The sequence below is a fragment of the Kribbella antiqua genome, assembly GCF_004345665.1.
Taxonomy (GTDB): Bacteria; Actinomycetota; Actinomycetes; order Propionibacteriales; family Kribbellaceae; genus Kribbella; species Kribbella antiqua.
The window spans coordinates 352,834-372,279 of the sequence record NZ_SLWR01000002.1 but is presented as its reverse complement, the minus strand read 5'-3'; the positions used below and the strand labels follow the sequence as shown (position 1 = coordinate 372,279).

The 19,446-nt window shown below is 67.9% G+C and carries 14 protein-coding genes; 3 read left to right on the top strand and 11 right to left on the bottom strand.

What is annotated here, in order from left to right; all coding sequences use genetic code 11:
* The first annotated feature begins 54 nt into the window (after nt 1-54).
* A complete protein-coding gene (locus EV646_RS07710) occupies nt 55-306 on the top strand; it encodes an ABC transporter permease (RefSeq protein ID WP_132145464.1) in 252 nt (83 codons plus the stop codon).
* Complete coding sequence (locus tag EV646_RS07705) at nt 303-3,734, top strand: hypothetical protein (protein WP_132145462.1); 3,432 nt, start codon at nt 303-305, stop codon at nt 3,732-3,734. Before EV646_RS07710 ends, EV646_RS07705 begins: the two co-directional genes overlap by 4 nt.
* A gap of 4 nt (nt 3,735-3,738) precedes the next feature.
* Here the strand turns inward: EV646_RS07705 and EV646_RS07700 are convergent, their stop codons facing one another.
* The 7 genes from EV646_RS07700 to EV646_RS07670 form a co-directional block, all read right to left on the bottom strand.
* Nucleotides 3,739-6,396 carry a class III lanthionine synthetase LanKC N-terminal domain-containing protein gene (locus EV646_RS07700; RefSeq protein WP_132145460.1) on the bottom strand — a complete coding sequence of 886 codons (2,658 nt, stop codon included), beginning with the start codon at nt 6,394-6,396 and terminating at the stop codon, nt 3,739-3,741.
* Entirely contained in the window at nt 6,377-6,694 is a 318-nt protein-coding gene (locus tag EV646_RS07695) for a hypothetical protein (protein WP_132145459.1), read from the bottom strand. Before EV646_RS07695 ends, EV646_RS07700 begins: the two co-directional genes overlap by 20 nt.
* A 109-nt stretch (nt 6,695-6,803) precedes the next feature.
* Complete coding sequence (gene ligA / locus EV646_RS07690) at nt 6,804-8,801, bottom strand: NAD-dependent DNA ligase LigA (RefSeq protein ID WP_132145457.1); 1,998 nt, start codon at nt 8,799-8,801, stop codon at nt 6,804-6,806.
* A 37-nt stretch (nt 8,802-8,838) separates the two neighbouring features.
* Nucleotides 8,839-9,825: an NAD-dependent epimerase/dehydratase family protein gene (locus EV646_RS07685; RefSeq protein WP_132145455.1), complete on the bottom strand. Its 987-nt coding sequence runs from the start codon at nt 9,823-9,825 to the stop codon at nt 8,839-8,841.
* A 42-nt stretch (nt 9,826-9,867) separates the two neighbouring features.
* Nucleotides 9,868-11,466 carry a DHA2 family efflux MFS transporter permease subunit gene (locus EV646_RS07680; protein WP_132145453.1) on the bottom strand — a complete coding sequence of 533 codons (1,599 nt, stop codon included), beginning with the start codon at nt 11,464-11,466 and terminating at the stop codon, nt 9,868-9,870.
* Nucleotides 11,467-11,561: 95 nt separating this feature from the next.
* Nucleotides 11,562-11,756, bottom strand: coding sequence for a hypothetical protein (locus tag EV646_RS07675; protein ID WP_132145451.1), 195 nt, complete (start codon nt 11,754-11,756; stop codon nt 11,562-11,564).
* Nucleotides 11,757-11,759: 3 nt separating this feature from the next.
* Nucleotides 11,760-13,223 carry a S8 family peptidase gene (locus EV646_RS07670; protein WP_132145449.1) on the bottom strand — a complete coding sequence of 488 codons (1,464 nt, stop codon included), beginning with the start codon at nt 13,221-13,223 and terminating at the stop codon, nt 11,760-11,762.
* A 77-nt stretch (nt 13,224-13,300) separates the two neighbouring features.
* Between EV646_RS07670 and EV646_RS07665 the strand changes: the two genes are divergently transcribed.
* Nucleotides 13,301-15,883 carry a CHAT domain-containing protein gene (locus EV646_RS07665; RefSeq protein WP_132145447.1) on the top strand — a complete coding sequence of 861 codons (2,583 nt, stop codon included), beginning with the start codon at nt 13,301-13,303 and terminating at the stop codon, nt 15,881-15,883.
* A gap of 25 nt (nt 15,884-15,908) precedes the next feature.
* Here the strand turns inward: EV646_RS07665 and EV646_RS07660 are convergent, their stop codons facing one another.
* The 4 genes from EV646_RS07660 to uidA all read right to left on the bottom strand — a co-directional run bounded on the left by EV646_RS07660 (nt 15,909) and on the right by uidA (nt 19,443).
* Nucleotides 15,909-16,364 carry a hypothetical protein gene (locus EV646_RS07660; protein ID WP_132145445.1) on the bottom strand — a complete coding sequence of 152 codons (456 nt, stop codon included), beginning with the start codon at nt 16,362-16,364 and terminating at the stop codon, nt 15,909-15,911.
* The gene (locus tag EV646_RS07655; RefSeq protein WP_132145443.1) at nt 16,342-16,956 is read right to left on the bottom strand and encodes an RNA polymerase sigma factor; all 615 of its coding nucleotides are present in this window, start codon (nt 16,954-16,956) and stop codon (nt 16,342-16,344) included. Before EV646_RS07655 ends, EV646_RS07660 begins: the two co-directional genes overlap by 23 nt.
* 156 nt (nt 16,957-17,112) lie before the next feature.
* Entirely contained in the window at nt 17,113-17,544 is a 432-nt protein-coding gene (locus tag EV646_RS07650; RefSeq protein WP_132145441.1) for a hypothetical protein, read from the bottom strand.
* A gap of 120 nt (nt 17,545-17,664) precedes the next feature.
* Complete coding sequence (uidA, locus tag EV646_RS07645; RefSeq protein ID WP_132145439.1) at nt 17,665-19,443, bottom strand: beta-glucuronidase; 1,779 nt, start codon at nt 19,441-19,443, stop codon at nt 17,665-17,667.
* Between the last annotated feature and the right edge of the window lie 3 nt (nt 19,444-19,446).

Sequence of the window (19,446 nt, the reverse complement as noted above, 5' to 3'; positions counted from 1 at the left end):
GGGCGGGCCACTTTGGGAGGGATGGCCTTTTCGCGGCCGCGTCAAGGGGGAGAAATGAATCGGGTTCGCAGTGGCTGGTGGAAAGTCGAGGCATTCTTTGCTGGGTTGTTCGGATTGGCGGCGGTGGTTACCGCCGTCTTCCCGCGTTGGATCGAGGAGCTCGGGCTCGAGCCTGACGGGGGGAGTGGTAGTGCGGAGTGGGGGATCGTCGCCGTACTGGGGGTTGTCGCGCTGACGAGCGGGCTCTTGTCGCGAAGGCACTTCGTCGTACGTCGGCTCGCGGCTGAGAAGGGACCACGGTCGTGAGCCCCGCAACGAAGAAGACAGCAGCCAGGAAAGCAACCGCCGCTCGCCGGCGGCCGAAGAAGGACACCAAGAAACTGGTGGGGCGTTTCGCCCTCGACTTCGCCGCGGTGCACGTGGATGAGTCCGAGGAGTTGGGCGCTGCCGCCGTGGCGGCCGTGCCACCGGAGGAGAACCCCGCGCTGCTGAGGCTGCAAGCCCTGCAAGCGCGGGACGCCGTCGGACCGGAGGCCGTCGACGCCGGTCCGCTCGGCATGCCGGTGAATGCGGCGCTGCCCAACTGGACCCCGTTGGGCCCGCTGGCCGTGCCGAACGGACAGACGTACGGCGGCGCTCGCGTGCTGATCAGCGGCCGCGTGACCGCGATCGCACCACACCCCACCAACGGCGACACGATCTACATCGGCACCAGCCGCGGCGGCGTGTGGCGAACGGACGACGGCGGTCAAACCTGGGCAGCCCTCGGCGACGACCAGCCCTCGCTCGCCATCGGCGCACTGGCCATCGGCGTCGACAACCCGCAGGTTCTCTACGCCGGCACCGGCGAAGGCAACGTGCAGCTCTACAGCACAGCCTTCGCGTTGAACTCCGCCCCCGGTGTCTACCTCGGTATCGGCGTCGTGCGCAGCAGCGACGGCGGTACGACGTGGGTGAACAACGGTACGGCGCTGCTCGCCAACCACAGCTTCTACCGGATCGCGGTCGATCGCGCCGACGCCAACCACGCCTTCGCAGCGACGAGTCGTGGGCTGTGCCGGACGCTCGACGGCGTCACCTGGACAGCATTGTCAGGTGGCGGTCTTCCGGCGATCTCGGCATCCGTCATCGCGTGTACCGACGTACTGGTCGACACTGGTGACGCCACGGGAAACACTGTGTACGCGGCCTTCTTCGGTAGCGGCATCTACCGCAGTACGAACGCACTAGCCGCCAACCCCACGTTCACGCAGCTGACCAACGGTCTGCCGACCGGGTCATCCACGAGCCGCATCAGCTTGAAGCAGTCGGCCAGCAGCCCGGCCCACAAGTACGCGCTGATCGCGAAGAACGACGACACCTTCCTGGGCGTATACCGAACGAGTTCGGCCGCAGGAACGACGTGGCAGCTGTGCACCGACAGCCCGACCATCCAGCTGTTCGGCGCATTCACCAGCGACGTCAACGTCGATCCGACCACTCCCGACGTCGTCTACGTCAGCGGTGTCGAGCTGTACAAGTGCCAGCGCAACACGGTCACCAACACCTGGAGCGTCGCCAACATCGGGGGCGACATCCACCCCGACAGCCACACGTTCGGCTTCCACCCAACGCTGAACCAGCGGATCTACAGCGGCAACGACGGCGGGTTCTTCCTCAGCTCCGACGGCGGGACGACGTGGGACGACACGCCCAACGAGGGCCTGTGCCTCATGCAGTACGAGGCGATCGACAACCATCCGGTGTCGGACGCGCTCGTTCAGTGCGGCACGCAGGACAACGGCACCCAGCAGTACCGCAACAGCGCGGTCCACTATCACAGCGCGGACGGCGACGGCGGTTACTGCGTGATCAGCAAGGTGAACGGCAACAACCTGACCCACTCGTTCTTCTCGAACACGCCCAGGCTGAGCACGGCGGGCGGTGAGTTCGGAACCTATGTCCCGGTCTCCACCGGGTTGAACGGCAACGGCCTGTTCTATCCGCCGGCCGCGATCAGCCCGAACTCGGAACGGTTGGCGTGGGCAACCAATGTGATCAACATCGACGACGCGATGGGCAACGGCGGCTGGCCCGGTTCCGGAGTGGGGCTACCCGGGATCATCGGGAGAGTGTCGGCGGTGTCGTTCTCGAACGACTCGCTCATCTACTGCGCGACGACCAGTGGGCAGGTCTATCGCCTCGACCTGTCCGGCGGGACGTGGACGGCGCGCGTACTGCATGCCGCGCCGCTGCCCACCGCTCAGTGGATCTGGGACGTCCACAGCCTTCCCGGCGACGACAACACCGTCGTGGTCGCGTTCAGCGGGTTCGGCCTCGCCAACCATGTCTGGCGCGGCACTGTGCCCGCCTCGGGTACGGCGACCTGGACGGCGGTCAGCGGTGGCCTCCCCGACGTACCGATGTACGCGCTGAGCCTGGCGAGCACCACCGAATGGTTCGTGGGCACCGACATCGGCGTGTTCCGTACGACCAACTGCGGGACGAGCTGGGTGAACTACTCGCAGGGGTTGCCGAACACGGCCATCTACGACCTGCGCCGCCGTACGGGTGGAAATCTGTTGCGCGCGGCAACGCATGGACGTGGCTTGTGGGAGATCCGGACCGATCTGACCACGCAGCCGCTGGTCGACCTGTTCGTGCGCGACCACGTCATGGACAGCGGCCGCGCTCCGAGCGGGACCGCCACCGCTGCCTGGAAGGATCCGACGCGGTACGTCGACCTCGACGACGCGTGCTACTGGTGGGAATGCGCCGACATCAAGACCGACGCGCCACCGAACTGGCAGTTGCAGCCCACCGAGGTGAACTACCTGACCTTCGAGACCAAACTCGTGCACGAGAGTCCCGAGGCCGGCAACCAGAACCGGGTCTACGTGCAGGTGCACAACCGTGGACCGGTCGCCGCCGCCGACGTGACCGTGAAAATCATGGTGGCGGGAGCATCAGCGGGACTTCCCGACCTGCCCGCCGACTTCTGGACCACCTGGCCGAACAGTCCCGGCGACGCCAACTGGACGGCCGTCGGTTCGCCCCAGACGATCGCGACGCTCGAGCCGCTGCGACCGACCGTACTCGAATGGAACTGGACGCCGCCGGTCGGAGCGGACACCCACACCTGCATGCTGGTGGTCATCGACAGCCCATCCGACCCGATCCCCACCGCGGCCAAGGTGTTCGACATCGCCCAACTGGTCACCGCCGAGAAACGCGCCGGGCTCAAGAACCTGCACGTCGTCAACCTGCTGCCGAGTGTCTTCCGCCCGATTCCGTTCTACTTCTACGCGACCAGCACGCGGAAACTGCGCCATCTGATGCGGCTGCCCTCGCTCGACGATCCCGGCGTACGCCTTTCGATGTTGTTCTCCAAGGCGCTCAGCAAGCGTGTCCAGAAACTCGAAGGTGTGCGCGGGCTGACCAGCTCCAAGTTCTCCGCCGCCGATCTGAAGCGGTTGCAGAGTCGCTGGCTCGTGGACGAGATGCGTCCGGAGAAGTCCTGGGATCAACTGGTCAAGACGTTCGACCTGACCCGCCAGTACCGCGTCGGCCGTACGGCGGAATACGTCGACCTGCCGCTGACCATCAGAGCCAACAGCCGGGAGCAGATCCTCCTGCTGGCAACCGGCACCGACCAGCAGACCGAGACGGCACCGCGCTACGTCATCCAGCAACTGACCACCAAGGGAGAACTCATCGGCGGAAGCACCTTCATCTTCCACCAAGCCCAAGGCTGACTCGTCAGGGCCGCCGCGACCGGTACCTGAAGCCCGCACGGCTGAGTTGGTAGCGGCGGTCCGGCCTGGCCAGCCTTAACAGGACCAGCGGTATGCCGGCGAAGCCAACCAGGTAGTCCGGGTTGATCTGCCGAGGCGCTTCGGAGATCCACCCCCTGCCTTCCGCGGCGTCGACCCCATACGCGTCGACGAGCGACATCAGCTCGTTGGCCTTCACCAGTAGTTCGTCATCGGCCAGGGCCCGGCCGGCGTCCAGGAGGAACTCGGCGTTGCCGGCCAGCCCGTGGCACAGCGTCGGCCCGGCCCATCTAGCCGCCGAAGCTACGGAGCGGCAGATCGCTTGCAGGCTCTCAGCCGTCTCGGGCAGAGCGTGTAGGAACAGCCGACCGATGCCGGTCGCGCCGTGACACCAGAAGGGTGGGGATGGCCGCTGTCCCTCGGTCGCCGGCCAGGCGAGTCCGCTGTGAAAAGACACCGCCTGGCGAGTGATCCACGCCATCGCCATGGTCGCCGTACGCGCGTACTTCTGCTCTCCCGTAACCTCCGCAAGATCGAGGAGGGCGTCGGCGATGCCGGCGGCTCCGTGGGCGTAGCCGAGGTAGCTCTTGCCGCTGAGGTCGGCATACCCGGGTGGGATGCGCCAGTAGGCCTCACCGGGACCGCCTTCGCGCCGCTCGAGGAGTGCATCGCCGTACGCGACGGCCCGCTCGAGGGTCGTGGCGTCGCTAGTTTCGTCCCAGAGGAGGAGCTCGGTCAAGAGGCGGCCGGCGATGCCGTGGAACAGGTCGGGGGAGTCATCGGGCTGTGCGGCCGGGTGCTGACTCGCGCGGTGGGCCGCGGCTCGGACCAGTTCGTCGTCCGGCAAGACCTGGCCCGCGCGAAGAAGCGCCGCGACGACTCCCATGTCTCCGACATAGAGCCCGAAGGCCGGATCGCCCGGAATCGGCGGCAAGGCCTGAAGGGTACGCGCGCCGGCCCGAAGGACGTCCCGGTGCGTCTCCACCCCGAACTCGTCGACCAGCTCGGCCAGCGCGAGGATCGTGCCCGCCATGCCGGTGTTGATGTCACGACCGACGATTCCCTTGCCGACGAAGTACCTGCTGCGCCAGATCAGTCCGGCGTCGGTGGTTTCGGCCTCGGCACAGAGGAGGTCGCCTGCTCGGCGCGCCTGTTCAAGGGCACGCTCGGGCTCCACCAGCCGCCCAGTGACCGCGCCTGGCGGGTCGGCGGGCATGGCCGTTGCCTCCAGCAACGCCCGCCGTACGTCGCGAGCGGAACTGTAGCGATCGGCGCTGAGACATCGCGCCATCACGTCGATGAGCGGGCGTCTGGCTTCCGGATTGAGCTGCAGGGGTGGTCGATCCAGCAGGTTCTCGATGTACGGCGCGCGCGACGGTTCCGCGCCGGTGATCAGCAGATAGAGGACCGCTCCCAGCGCGTAGATGTCGTCGGAGACCGATGCGGTCGCGCCGCCCCTGCATTCGGGCGAGACGTAGCCGCGCGTCCCCGCGCCTGCGGGTCGCTCGCCGGAACCGATGGCATAGGCCAGCTCGAAGTCGATGAGCTTGATCCGGCCGTCGGAGTCGAGCACGACATTCGCCGACTTGAGATCGCCGTGGATGTGCCCGCGGTCGTGGATCGCGGCGAGGGCGTCGGCAATCGCTACGGCGAGCTCCACGACCCGCGCGGTGGACGGCAGCGAGCCCGTGGTCATCAGCTTGCGCACGTGCTGGTCGAGAGTCTCCCCGCCCAGGTCCTCGGTGACGAGGATCAATTCATCGCCGCTCTCGACCACGTCGTACAAGGTCGCCGTCACTCCCTGGCCCGTCAGGCGCTGCAGAAGCTCGACCTCGCGACGGAGCAGGATGCCCCCGTCCTCGACGGCGACATCGTGATCCGCGGGACGTCGCCGAGCGCGTTTGAGGACGCACACCCGTGGTGTGACCAGGTCAAGTCCCAACTGGACAACGGTGTCCGGCGACCGCGCCAGTATCGACACCGGCCGATAGCGTTCCGCGACTGTCGCCCCGAGCGAGTACGTCGAGCCAAGGCCGCGGGCCTGAAACGGGTCGCTCACCCAGTACGGCGCTGTGGGCGCCGTACCGCGTCGATCCGGGATCAGGCGGCCGTCCGGGGCGACTACCGCGAGTACGACTTCACCGAGGCGGGTCTGCATGCACAGGTCGCCGAAGCCGCCGTACCGGTAGAACACGACACCGCCGTCAGCCACCGGACGATCCGATGGTATCCGCGGGCCGCGCAGGCCGCGGGTGGCCTGATCCAGAGCGATCGCCAGATCCACGGCGGAGGAGTCGTCGCGCGGATAGGCCGTGATGAACTTCCCGACTTGCGACAGCCCCGCAGAGCCTCGATTCAGTCCGCCGAGCCAGGCCGCGGATCCGACGACCTTGAATGCGACGCCCGCGTCGACGAGCGGAGGAAGTACGCGCCGAAGAGTCTCCGCCGCCGTCGACACATAACTGGAGACGTGAAGCTTCCAGCCCTGTTGCTGAAGCGCGGTATCTGCGGGCAGCGCGAAGATCCACGGGTGCAGGGAGTCTTCCGCCGGCGTCACCCGCCACTGATTCGTACGCTCGCCGACCGCCTTTGCTACCGCGTCCAGAAGCCAGCGGTCGGTTGCCTCACGCGTCAGGTGCGTCAATCTTGATCGTCACGAAGCAGGTGGGTCCGCAGATGGTCGCGATGCAGGTGAAGTCGTTGCACCCGGCCGTGTGGATGCAGCTGGTCGGGTCGTCGTCCGCCGCCTCGAAGCTTTCGGCACTCGAGCGCACTCCCTGAATGGCCTGCGAATACTCGTCGACCGCACCATCGGGAATGTCGTTCTCGGCCAGGACGGCCGCCGGATCGTCAGCGAGTCGCTGCCGGAACTCTTCGTCTGTTTCAGCTTGGGCCACGAGCTGCGCCAGGCGCAGTCTGACGGTGACTACATCGTCGGGCATGCCTACTTCACCCCCCGCAACGAGATACGTATACCCACCGTAGTGATCTGGATCACACGCGTCAATGCAGCACCGGCGCTGCCTGGCCCACAGAACGCCGGGCTCGGGGTCAGCGGGGGAGTAGGTCGGCGGCTTGGAGTTGTTGCCAGATCTCGGATTGGTCGACGACGGTGACGCCGAGTTTTTCGGCCTTGGTGAGTTTGGCGGCGCCGACGTCGGCGCCGGTGATGAGCAGGTCGGTGCTGGCCGAGACCGACGAGGCGATGGTCGCGCCGGCCCTCTCACAGAGTCGCTGGAAGGCCGGGCGGGCGACCTTTTCGCCGGAGCGTGGGTCGCTGATGGCGCCGGTGACGACCACTGTCTTCCCGGCCAGCGGTGCACCGGCCGCGACGACCGGTGGCAGGTCTTCCTCGCGTACGTCGAGCGAGACGCCGGCCGCGCGGAGTCGTTCGAGCTCGGGTCGTAGCCGGGCGAGGTGTTCGATCAATGAGGCGGCGACCTTTTGGCCGATGTCGTCGACGGCGACGAGTCCGTCGACGCCTGCGTCGGCGACCTCTTCGAGGGAGGCGAATCCGGCCCGGCACAGCCTGGCCGCGGTGCCTTCGGACGCCATCGGGATCGCGAGGCCGATCAGAGCACGGCGGAGGCCGACCTGGCGGCTCGCGTCGATCGAGTCGATCATCCGGGCGGCCGAGACCTCGCCGATGCGGTCGAACTTCAGCAGCTCTTCAGCGGTCAGCTGGTAGAAGTCCGACGGGTTCTCGAGGATCCCGGCGTCGGCCAGTCGTTCGATCCAGACCCCGCCGATGGCGTCGATGTCGGCGGCTGCCCGGGACGCCCAGTGGATCAGCCGCCGTACGGTCTGGGCGGGGCAGGAGACGTTGGTGCAGAACAGTTCGCGGCTGTTGCCTTGCTCGGTCAGGGGCTGCTCGCACGACGGGCACACGCTCGGCGGCACGATGTCCCGCTCCGCTCCGGTGCGCTTGGACGCGTCGAGGACGCCCGCGACGAACGGGATCACGTCACCAGCCCGGCGTACCAGGACCGTGTCGCCGATCTTGATGTCGCGGGCGCGGATCACTTCCTGGTTGGCCAGCGTTGCGCGGGTGACCGTCGTACCGCCGACGAAGACGGGCTCGAGCCAGGCGACCGGCGCGATCTTGCCGGTCTTGCCGACGTCCCAGACCACGTCGGCCAGCACGGTCGTCTTCTCCTCGGCGGCGAACTTGTACGCCAACGCGCCGCGCGGCGAGCTGGAGCGCGTGCCCGCGGCGGCGAAGGCGTTGCGATCGGCCAGCCGCAGCACGGCGCCATCCAGGTCGTAGTCGAGCTCGTTGCGTTCCTGCTCGATCGTGGAGATCACCGCCTGCGCCGCCGCGGCGTCATTGCAGTGCCGCATGCCGGCGACGGTGAATCCCATCGTCTGCAGCGCGCGCTCGAGATCGGCGTCGGCGTCGTCTCGGTCGCTGAGCAGGTCGAAGGCCAGGAACTGCAGACGTCGCTCGGCGACGGTGGCCGGATCCTTGGCGCGCAGCGTGCCGGCGGCGGCGTTTCTCGGGTTGATCAACGGCTTGTCGGGGTGGGCGGCGTTGTAGGCGGCGAAGGTGGAGCGCAACATGACCGCCTCACCGCGGACCTCGGTGCGATCCTGTACGTCGAGCCGGTCGGGAACTCCGTCGGTGAGCGCCCGCACGAGCGGGGTCACGTCGTCGCCGGTCGTCCCGTCGCCGCGGGTGACCGCTCGGGCCAGCCGCCCGTTCTCGTAGACCAGGGCCAGGGACAGGCCGTCCAGCTTCGGCATGACGACCACCGGCTGGCCGGGAAAGCGGCTGAAGAAGGCCTCGACCTGTTCGGGGCGGGTCGCCTTCTCCAGTGACAGCATCGGCCGGGAGTGCCGGACGGGCGCGTGCAGCACCGCGGGCGCACCCACCTGGTCCAGCGGGTTCGGATCGGGCGCCAGCTCCGGCTTGGCATCGATCAGTGCCCGCAGCTCGTCCTCGATCGCGTCGTACTCCGCGTCCGCCACCGTCGGCGAACCCCGGTAGTAGGCGTCACGCAGTACGACGATCTGATCGGCAAGTTCCTGAATGCGCTCCCCAACGTCCACAGGCCAGGACACTACCCGGGTACGCCGACAAACCGCGTCAGCTCGGGTAGCGGGCGATGAGGGTGTCCATTGCCTCGTCGATGGTGTGGTCGATCTGGCGCCGGGCCGGGTCTTCGTCGTGCCAGGCGATGATCTCGCGGGCACCCGTTTCGAACGGGATGGTGGCAACGAAGTCCGGGACCACCTGCCGGAGCTTGGTGTTGTCGAAGACCGCGGAATGGGTCTTGTCGCCGAGGAGGCTGTCGCCCCACGCGGGGTTGACGGCGGCGATGGCGTCCGACGGGACGTGGACGATCTGTGCCGACGTCCCGGCCGCGGCGGCGAGCGCGTTCGCGATCTGGTCCCAGGTGAGGACGTCGTCGGAGGTGATCTGGAAGGCGTCACCGAGGGTGCGCGGGTGGCCGAGCAGCGGGACCAGTCCGCGGGCGAAGTCGCGATGGTGCGTCAAGGTCCACAGCGAGCTTCCGTCGCCGTGTACGACGATGGGCCGGCCGCGGCGCATCCGCTCGACGATCGTCCAGCCGCCGTTGAACGGGATCAGCGTGCGGTCGTAGGTGTGGGACGGCCGCACGATCGTCACCGGGTAGCCCTCGTCGCGGTACAGCCGGGTGAGGAGGTCCTCGCACGCGATCTTGTTCCGCGAGTACTGCCAGAACGGGTTCCGCAATGGGGTGGACTCGGTGATCGGCAGGCGGGTCGGTGGTGTTTGGTACGCCGAGGCGGAGCTGATGAACACGTACTGGCCGACGTGTCCGCGCAGCGCATTGGTGCGAGCGCGCACCTGGTCCGGCGTGAACGCCAGCCAGTCGACGACGACATCGAAGTCCTCGGCGGCGACGGCCGCGAAGGCCACTGGGTCGTTGATGTCGGCGGTGAGTTGGCGTGCCTCGTCCGGGAGTGGGCGGGTCGAGGTCTTGCCACGGTTGACGACCGTCAGGTCGAGCCCCGATTCGATGGCACGCCAGGAGCACGCCGAGCTGATCACACCGGTCCCGCCGAGGAAGAGCACACGCAGGGCAGTCATCGAAGAAGTCCTCCTGATCGCAGTGCCATGAACGCCGTACGGTCAGTCGACCACGGCAGGCGGCACGTCCTTGCCGACGAGGCGTGTCGTCTCGTGTTTTCGGGGGAGCATCAGGGCCGGCACCAAGGTCAGCGCGACCAGTGCCCACGCGACCCAGTAGGTGTGCGAGAACGCCGAGGCGGCGTCGACCAGCCCGCGCGCGATGGCGGCCGGGTCGATGTGGAGCTGGGCAAGGTTCTCCGGGCGGGTGTTGGACAGGATCGCCGCCTGGGTCTCGCGGAGTCCGTCGCCCAGCCCGGGGATGCTCTGCGTGCCGGGGATGATCGGTGAGTCGTTGAGCTGGTTGGTGAGGATGACGGACATCGTCGCCACACCGCACGAGGAGGCGATCTGCTGGCTGATGTTGAGCAGCGTCGAGCCGCGCGCGACCTGGGCGCCGGAGAGGGTCCGCAGGGCCGAGGTGAACAGCGGCATCATCGTGGCGCCCATACCGAAGCCCATCACGACCAGCATCCCGATCAGCAACGGGTACGGCGTGGTGGCCGTGACCTGGGTCAACCCGAACATGCCGACGACGATCAGCGCGATGCCGAAGGGCGCGATGCGTCCCACCGGGAACTTGTCGACCAGCCTCCCCGCGATCGGCATGGTCACCATGGCCCCGAGTCCTTGGGGCGCGACCAGAAGACCCGCGTGCAGTGTCGACTCACCGCGGATCTGCTGGAAGTACGTCGGCACCAGCAGGAGCCCACCGAAGAACGCGGCGGCGAACAAGAACATCGTCACGATCGACACGGTGAGATTCCGGTCGCGGAACAGCCGGAGGTCGAGCAGCGGGTGCTGCGGCCGGAAGGAGTGCCAGACGAAGGTCGCCATCAGTAGTACGCCGATCAGCGTCGAGACCCACACGCGCGGCGCGCCGAAGTCGCCGCCCTCGGCGGGCAGCGAGGAGATGCCGAAGAGGAACAGCGCGAGCCCGGGGGACATCAGCGCCATGCCGAGGAAGTCGAACGACTCCGACGGCTCGGGGCTGTCCTTGGCCAGCGCGAACCAGGCGTAGACCAGCGCGATCGCGCCGAGCGGCACGTTGATCAGGAAGATCCAGTGCCAGCTCGCCACCTGGATCAGCCAGCCGCCCAGGATCGGTCCCAGGATAGGGCCGAGCAGCATCGGTACGCCGAGGATGGCCATCAGCCGGCCCATCCGGTGTGGTCCCGCGGCCCGGGTCATGATGGTCATGCCGAGCGGCATCAGCATGCCGCCGCCCAGTCCCTGCAGGACGCGGAAGCCGATCAGCATGTCGATGCTCGACGCGGTCGCACACAGCGCCGATCCGGCGGTGAACAGGAAGATCGCGGTCATATAGAGCCGCTTGGTGCCGAACCGGTCGGCCGCCCAGCCGGTCAACGGAATCACGGTCGCGAGCGCGAGCGTGTACGCCGTGACCGTCCAGGCGACATGGGAGTAGGCGATCGGACTCTCGGGCGTACCGAACTCGTCCTGGAAGGTCGGCAAGGCGACGTTGACCACGGTGATGTCGAGAATCGACATGATGGCCCCGAGCACCACCACGCCGGCGATCTTCAGCACGGCGGCGTCGATGTTGTCGGGATAGTCGGACTGGGCAGCAGGCTGGCTCACGATCGGTCCCCCTCGGCACGAAACCCGTCCCAGCCGACATTACGCGCCGATCCGCGCCGAACACGAGCAGATTTTTGACCGCCTGCCGTGAGCTGTCAGTCGATGGTGGTGGGGTGGAGGTCGACTCCGCCGTTGGAGGCTTGGTGGAGGGCTGCGCGGTCGCCGTGGTCGATGATGGTGAGGTCTCCGCTTGCCCCGTCCACCACGATCCGGCGGCCGCAGCCGTCAAGACACTCGAACAGCAGACCAGCAGGGCTGGCCGTGCACTCCATCCGATGCGTTCTGGCCATACGTCATGACAACACCGCGCACCCGCACGCGCAATCGCACCCGGCATGGCACGGTTCGCGGGGAGTGCCGCACACCTGGTGTGGCAAAAGCACGGGGCCGACCCCCGGCAAGGCCTGGCTGCGGGCGAGCCGCAGCAATGCCTGGGCCGCCTGCGGAGCGTTTTCACCCGTCGCGGACATCCGTGCCGCGATCATCCCGGCCACCAGCGGCGTCGAGAACGACGTACCACTCCAGTTCGCGATTCCCTCGAAGTGCCGGTGCTCGTGGGGCTCTTCGATACACGTGTAGTCACCGACCGCGAAGGCGTTGACCAAGTCCACGCCGGGAGCGTAGACGTCGACCCAGCCGCCGTAGTTGGAGAAGTACGCGCGCCTGTTGGCGTCCGCGGACAAGGCGCCGACCCCGATCACCCACGAGTACGCCGCCGGGAAGGTCGGCAGCCGGGTGTCGTCATTTCCGGCCGGTGCGACCACGACGACGTTCAGGTTGCGCAAACGCTTGTCGTAGAAGGCGTCGAACGTGAGCATCGGGAGATGGAGCCGGGTGCTGCCGTCGAACTCGCAGACGATGACGTCCGCGCCCAGGTCGAGCAGGTCGCTCATCCGCCGGATGATCTCGTCCTCGTAGGCCATCCCCGCGTCCTCGTGCAGGTAAATGGGCTCTGCCCGCTTGACGCAGACCTCGGCCTTCGGCGCCGTACAGCGAACACAACCGGCCACGAACGTCCCGTGGCAGGCATACGGGCGGATCTCTCCGGTCGTTGCGTCGTAGGGGTTCTCGGCGTCACCGTGCACGCCGGCCATCCACGGCCACATCAGCGGCGCAGCCTCGATCAGGCCCTCGTCCACGACACCGACCAGCACGCCGTCGCCGTCCCATCCGTGCTTCCCGCAACAGATCCCGCTGCTCACCGGCGGCATCGGGCTCACCGACTTGCTCGGCACCTCGGCCGGCTCCGTCGCCGGACAGGGATGCCCGTTGCCGCACAACGGGAGCGCATGGTTCGGAGTCGCCGTCCCGATGCCGACTCGCTCGTCCAGGCGACGCAGAACGTTAGGTGCCGACAGTGGATCGTCATCGTCGGGTCGTTCGCCGTACCCACGGCCGACCTCCTTGCCGCCATACCTCGCCCGCCCCGACTTCGCCGACGCGAGGGTTCGGCCGTAGCGCCACACCAGGCCGGTGACACCGTCGATCACGGGTAGCAGATCGATCCCGACTTCCTCGGGAATGATCGGCCCGCTTTCGTCACCCGGCGGCGCGTTCCGCAGTGCGTAGAGCACCAGGTCGACGTCTCCGGTGCGGACGAGAATGGTGTCCCGGCGGTAAAAGTATTCGACGTACTCCAGTTCCTCCCAGTTGTGTGGGTAGGCGGCCGTCGTACCGTGCCAACGCTGTGGCCCGTCACCTTCGGAATCCGCCAGGATGAGGCGTAGCGCGTCTTTCAAGCGTTGGAATGCTGTCATTTCGTCCCCTCCGCCACGGTGATTGATTGCGTATTACGATCGGACAACGTCCGGGTATGGGGAGGGCAGGTTGTGCTGTGGATGCCGACGAGCTGCACGCGCTTGCGCTCTCGCGACCCGCTGACGCCCTCAGGCTCGCGCGCGACGTTCTCGCGAACTCGCCGTCGGACGCCGAGGCGGCGGCGGCCCACCACGCGGCGGGCGTCGTCCTCCGCGACTTCGGTGACATCCACGAGGCGGTGACGGAGCTCAAGGCGGCGTCCCGGCACATTCGCAAGGCTGCCGATCCGGACCGGGAGGCAGAGATCCTGGCGACTCTCGGCGTGGCCCTGGTGATGGCAGGTCACACCAACCGTGGGCTGGCCGCGCTCGACTCGGTCGTGCCGGGCCGGACCGGTGTGCTGGCCGGGCGCATCCTGATCCGCCGAGCCTGGGTGCGGGGAGCGCTGCTCGGTCACTATGCCGAGGCGCTGGCCGACGCCGAGCAGGCTGTCGCGTTCCTGAGCGACACCGGTGACCTGGTCTGGGAGGCCCGGGCGCTGACGCACCGCGCGATGGTGTTGCTCGCGATGGGCGCGATCGAGCGCGCCGACGAGGACTACGCCCGCAGCGAGGAGCTGTTCGCGAAATCTGGTCAGCAGGTCGAGTACGCCGACACCCGGCAGGCGCGTGGTGCCGCAGCATTCGCGCGTGGTGACCTGCCGACGGCGATGCGGTTCCTCGACGACGCACAACGGCTGGTCGACGAGCTCGGCGTCCTCGAGCCGGACCTGTTCGCCAACAAGTGCCTGGTCCTGTTGGCGGCCGGCTTGGCGCGTGACGCACTCACGGAGATCAACAGCGCGCTCGAGCGGATCGAGCAGCAGCGTGGCTCGGCGGTGCGACGCGCCGAGTTGCTTTATTGCGCCGGACTGGCGGCGCACGCCTCCGGCGCTCTGGACCTGGCCGAGAGCCGAAGTCGCGACGCGATGAAGTTGTTCCGCCGCCAGCAGCGTCCCTGGTGGGCGGCACGCGCGGAGCTTGCGCTGATCCAGTCCCGCTACGCAGGAGGCGACCGGACGGCTCGTCTCCTGCGCACCGGACGACGGCTCAGCGCCGAACTCGACGGCCTCGACCCGGACCTCGCGGCCGAGGCGCATCTGCTGACCGGCTGGCTCGCGCTCGCGCGGTCCGACGCGACGGAAGCCCGGCATCACCTGAAGGTCGCGGCCGGAGCCCGGAACCGCGGCCTGCGGGCGCGCGGTGCCGGCTGGCTCGCCCAAGCCGCGCTGCACCGAGGGGACGGCCGGTCGCGCGCGATGCTGGCCGCCTGCCGCCAGGGACTGAGCCTGATCGAGATCTACATGCGAACCCTCGGCGCCACCGAACTGCGCGTGCTTGCCACCGCCCAGGGTGCCGAGCTCGCCGCGATCGCACTCCGGTACGCCGTCCAGCGCGGCAACGCCCGCCAAGTCCTCGAATGGAGCGAACGCTGGCGTGCCACCGTGCTCGCCATCCCACCCGTCCGGCCGCAGGCGGGCGATGACCTGGTCGCCGACCTCGCCGCGCTGCGCAGCCTGACCCATCGGCTGGAGGCCGGCTACGACCAGCGGCTCGGATCCGGCCCGCTGCAGCGCGAGTGCCGCCGCCTCGAATCCGTCGTACGCCGTCGGGTGCTGCTGACGCCCGGGGCCGCTGGTGGCCGGCCCGACCGGTTCCACAGCGCAGACCTGCTCGATCGCCTCGGGGACCGCAGCCTGGTCGAGCTCACCGACGTCGACGACCAGCTGTACGCCATCGTGGCGGCGCGTGGCCGGGTCCACCTCAAGCCGGTCGGTCCGACCCAGCAGGCGACTCATCGGCTGTCCCACGCGCTGTTCGCCCTGCGCCGCGAAGCGGCCGGCCGCGGCACGCACGAACTCGACCTCGATGAGATCGGAGTCCGGCTCGAGACCGCGCTGCTGGGCGAGGCGGTCAAGCACCTGGACGACGGCCCAGTGGTCGTCGTACCGACGGGCCGGCTACACGCGGTCCCGTGGAGCCTGCTGCCCTCGTTACGGCACCGCCCGACCTCGGTGGCCCCATCGGCCGCGGCGTGGCTGCGCGCACAGAACGCCGTACCGCCGGCCACTGATCGGGTGGTGCTGATCGGTGGTCCCCAGTTGTCGACCGGTTTGGAGGAGGTACGGCGGCTCGCGGAGCTGTACCCGGACGCGGTCGTGCTCACTGATGCCGATGCGACCGCGGAAGCCGTGCTGGAAGCGATGGACGGGGCGTCGTTGGTGCATGTCGCGGCCCACGGCAGGTTCCGCGCCGACAGCCCGCTGTTCTCGGCGCTCGAACTGGGAGACGGGCCACTCACTGTGTACGACCTCGAACGGCTGGAACGGGCGCCGCACCGAGTGGTCCTGTCGAGTTGCAGCTCCGCGCTCGGTGGACCCAGCGGTGCGGACGAGCTGCTCGGTCTGGTCAGCGCGTTGGTCGCACTCGGGTCGTCCGGGGTGGTGGCGAGCGTCGTACCGGTGAACGACCCGGCGACGGTGCCGCTGATGCTCGGCCTGCATGGCAGGCTGCGGGCCGGGGACGATCTTGCCGAGGCGCTCGCCCAGGCCCGGGCATCCGCCGGCGTCGGCCGATCGGCCCGTACGGCGGCGCAGTCCTTCATCGCACTGGGAGCTTGAGCGGCATTGGGAGCCTGAGCGCGGATCACAGCCGCACCCAGTCGGTGACCACTCGCCCGGTCGCCGTGTCGCAGCGCAGTCGAACCGGACCGGCGGGCAGCGCCGGCAGTTCGAAGAAGCCCGATTCGTTGACGGTGACGCGGTACTCCGCGCCGTCGGAGACTTCGATGCGAACCTCGCCCGCACTGGGCGGCAAGATCTGGCCGACCACTTGGTCGTGCATCACCTCCAGCTCCATCGACAGCGGCGTGGAGCTGAACACCAGCACGCGGGTGTCATCGGGGTCGGCCCGGTTCGCGAGAGCCGGCTCGAGCGAGGAGTCGAAGGTCAGGGTTGCCAGCAGGTCCTCGTCGATCGTCTGCCAGGACAGGGCGCCCGCGGCGTGCTCGGCGATCGTTCGTGCCAACGGTGCGGTGTCGCGGACGGCTTCGGAAAGATCGTCGAAGAGGCGCTCGTCGTCATCCCAGCGTCGCTGCGTCATGCCGATCACCTCCTGACGGTTCGGGGCGGTCCGCCGCCATGTAGGCCATGACCGGCGGCGATCTGCGCAATCGTTCGAGTGCGCGCGACCTGGTCGGCCCGATGCTGCCGACCGGAATACCTGTGCTTTGGCTGATCTCGACGTACGACGGCTGCGGATCTTCCATCAGCAGCAACAGCAGCTCTCGCTGGCGGCTCGGCAGCTCGGCCAGTCCGGCCAGGAGGACCTCGTGCCGCTCAGCCCGGAAGATGCGTTCCTCCGGTTCACCACTGTCGGCCGCGATCGACTTGTGCTCGGGATCCAGCGGGTCGTTGGGGCGTTTGGAGGACAGGTGCCGGATCGACTCGCGACGTGCGGTCGTGATGATCCATCCCGCGATGGCCTGCGGTTCCTGCAGGCTGCCCAGGTGCTCGACCAGCCGAAGCCACACGGTCTGCGCGACGTCCTCGGTTTCGCTCGGCGTCAGCCGGAACCGCCGGATGACGGATACGAGCAACGGTGCGTACCTGCCGACGAGCTCGCGCCACGCCTGCTGTTCGCCACCGGTGGCGGCGACCACCAGCGCTGTGACCGGTGTGGCGTCATCTTCCATTCCGGCTCCCGGGTTGGGTCCGCTGTGCATCCCGTTGTGCTGGTGACCTGGCGGCGACATCTCCCCCTGATCATGCCGCCGCCAGGCGGCGCCGACGCACCCCACTCGACCCCTCCTCCGGGTGCCGTGCATCCGCGCGTTGCAGGCTCCGCGTCCTCAGGGACGGCGGAGCAGGAACATCGGGCCCTCGCTGAACGCGGCCATCTCGGTCAGCACGCCGAGCGTGTTCCGGTACGTGATGACCACGAGGAGCTTGTAGGCGCCCGAGTCCGGCGGTACGTCGGACGGCAGCGTGCTGACCGGGACGGTGATCTTCGTGCTGTACGCGGGCCCGCCGTTGGCGGCCTCGGTGGCGGTGCCGATCAGCTTCTCGGGACCGGGCCCCATCGACTCCGCGTACACCTTGATGGTCCACTTGCCATCGAGCAGCGCGGCCGTGGCCGGCGGCGTGACGCTCCACTTGACGGTCACGTCGAACGGGAACTGGTCGTCGACAACCCGGTTCGGGTTACCGTCATGATCGATGATCGCTACCGCGGTCACTGCGCCGTCGAGGCCCGGAAGGCCATCGAAATCAGTCTCTGCCATGCTGGGTTTCCCCCAAGTTCGGGCCCCTCCTGTTCAGGGCTCTCATTGGGACAGACCGCGTGAGCAGACCGCCAGATACATCCAATTACCGAACTTCTCCACACTCACCGCTTGAAGCAATCATTCGCATTCGAGCCAGCGGGTGCGGAGCTGGAAGGCAGCGGATTTGGGTCGGCGGTCGCGAGTGAAGACGCCTTTCTTGTTGCCGTCGACGCGGAAAACGCCTGGCATTGTGGCGAAATCGGCGAAGGTCCAGACCTGTTCGCCGACCACTGCGTCGACCCGGTCGAAGACGCGGTGATACACGTCGAGCAGCTCGGTCTGGTACTCCTCGGTCCACGGGCTGGGCACGATGTCACGGAGGCCGGGATAGGTGTCCGCGCCGTACTCGGTGATGATGATGGGCTTGCCGTGCAGCTCGGCCCATTGGCGCAGTTCGGTCTCCAGGGAGGTCTCGGCCGTCTGCAGGTCGCCGGGACCGAAGTACCAGCCGTAGTAGCGGTTGAGCAGGACGACGTCGAACAGGTCGGTGATCACGCACTGGTCCGGCGGTGCGAGCAGTGCGTTGGCGTAGGCCACTGGCCGAGTCGGGTCGAGGCGGCGGGTTTCCGCCACCAGCGGGGCAAAGTAGTCACGCGCTTCTGGCTGGACGTTGTCGGGTTCGTTGGCGACGCACCACAGCACGACGCTGGGATGGTTCTTGTCGCGAGCGACCAGTTCCTGGATCGCCCGGAGATGATTGTGCTGGGTGTCGTCGCTGACCCTGTCCGCTGCGAAGGTCGGCACTCGTTCGCCGGACTTGAAGACTCCGCCGCCGATGTTGAGGTTGAGGCCGACGGCCGGCGTCTCGCCGATGACGACCACGCCGTGCCGGTCGGCGTAGTCGAGAACGTCCTCCGCGTGCGGGTAGTGCGACGTACGAAAGGAGTTCGCGCCGATCCAATCGAGCAGCGCGAAGTCATGCACCATCAGTACGTCGTCGTGCCCCTTGCCGCGGACCGCCGCGTCCTCATGCTTGCCGAATCCCTTGAAATAGAAGGGCGTTCCGTTGATCAGGAACTGCTTTCCGCGTACCTCGACCGTGCGTACGCCGACCGGCTGCCGGTAACTGTCGACGACTTCCCCGGACTGGTTGAGCAGCGAGGCCTCGAGCTCGTAGAGGTACCCGTCGCCAGGGGCCCAGGGATGTACATCGGGCACTCGCAGAAAGCCGGCCGAGCCGTCGGCGGAGGCAACTTCGGAGCCTGAAGCATCGCGCAGCACCACGCGGACGTCGCCGGTACTGTCCACCCGATAGTCGATCACGCCGGTGGTGTCGTCGAAGCTGGTGGTCACGGTGATGTCGCTGATGTACGCCGGGGGAGTGGTGTAGAGCCAGACCGGCCGGTGCAGTCCCGCGTAGTTGAAGAAATCGTGGAAGTAGCGCTGCACCCGCCGGCCATCTGGCCGCTCCTCGATGGTGCCCGGCGGGATCGTCGACCAGCTCAGTTCGTTGTTCATCACGACCGTGACCCGGTTCTCAGCTCCTGGTCGGAGGTGCTCGGTGACATCTGCTTCGAAGGGGGTGTAACCGCCTTCGTGCTCGGCAACCTCCGTGTCATTGACCCAGACGATCGCGCGGTGGGTTGCGGCATCGAAGCGCAGTACGACGCGCTGGTCTGCCCACTGATCCGGCACCCACACGCTCGTCTGGTACCAGGCATCGCCGACGTGATCCCGGACTGCCGTGTCGGGGTAGATGTCGTTGTAGCTGGCCGGCACCGGCATGTCCTCGGCGGCCGCGAGGGTCGAGCGCCACCAGCCTTCGGTGCGGCCGGCTCCCTCGGCATCGAGCCGGAATCGCCACAGGCCGGCCAGTGACCGTCGTTCGCGGGTGGGTCCGTCCTGCGGACGAAGCATCTT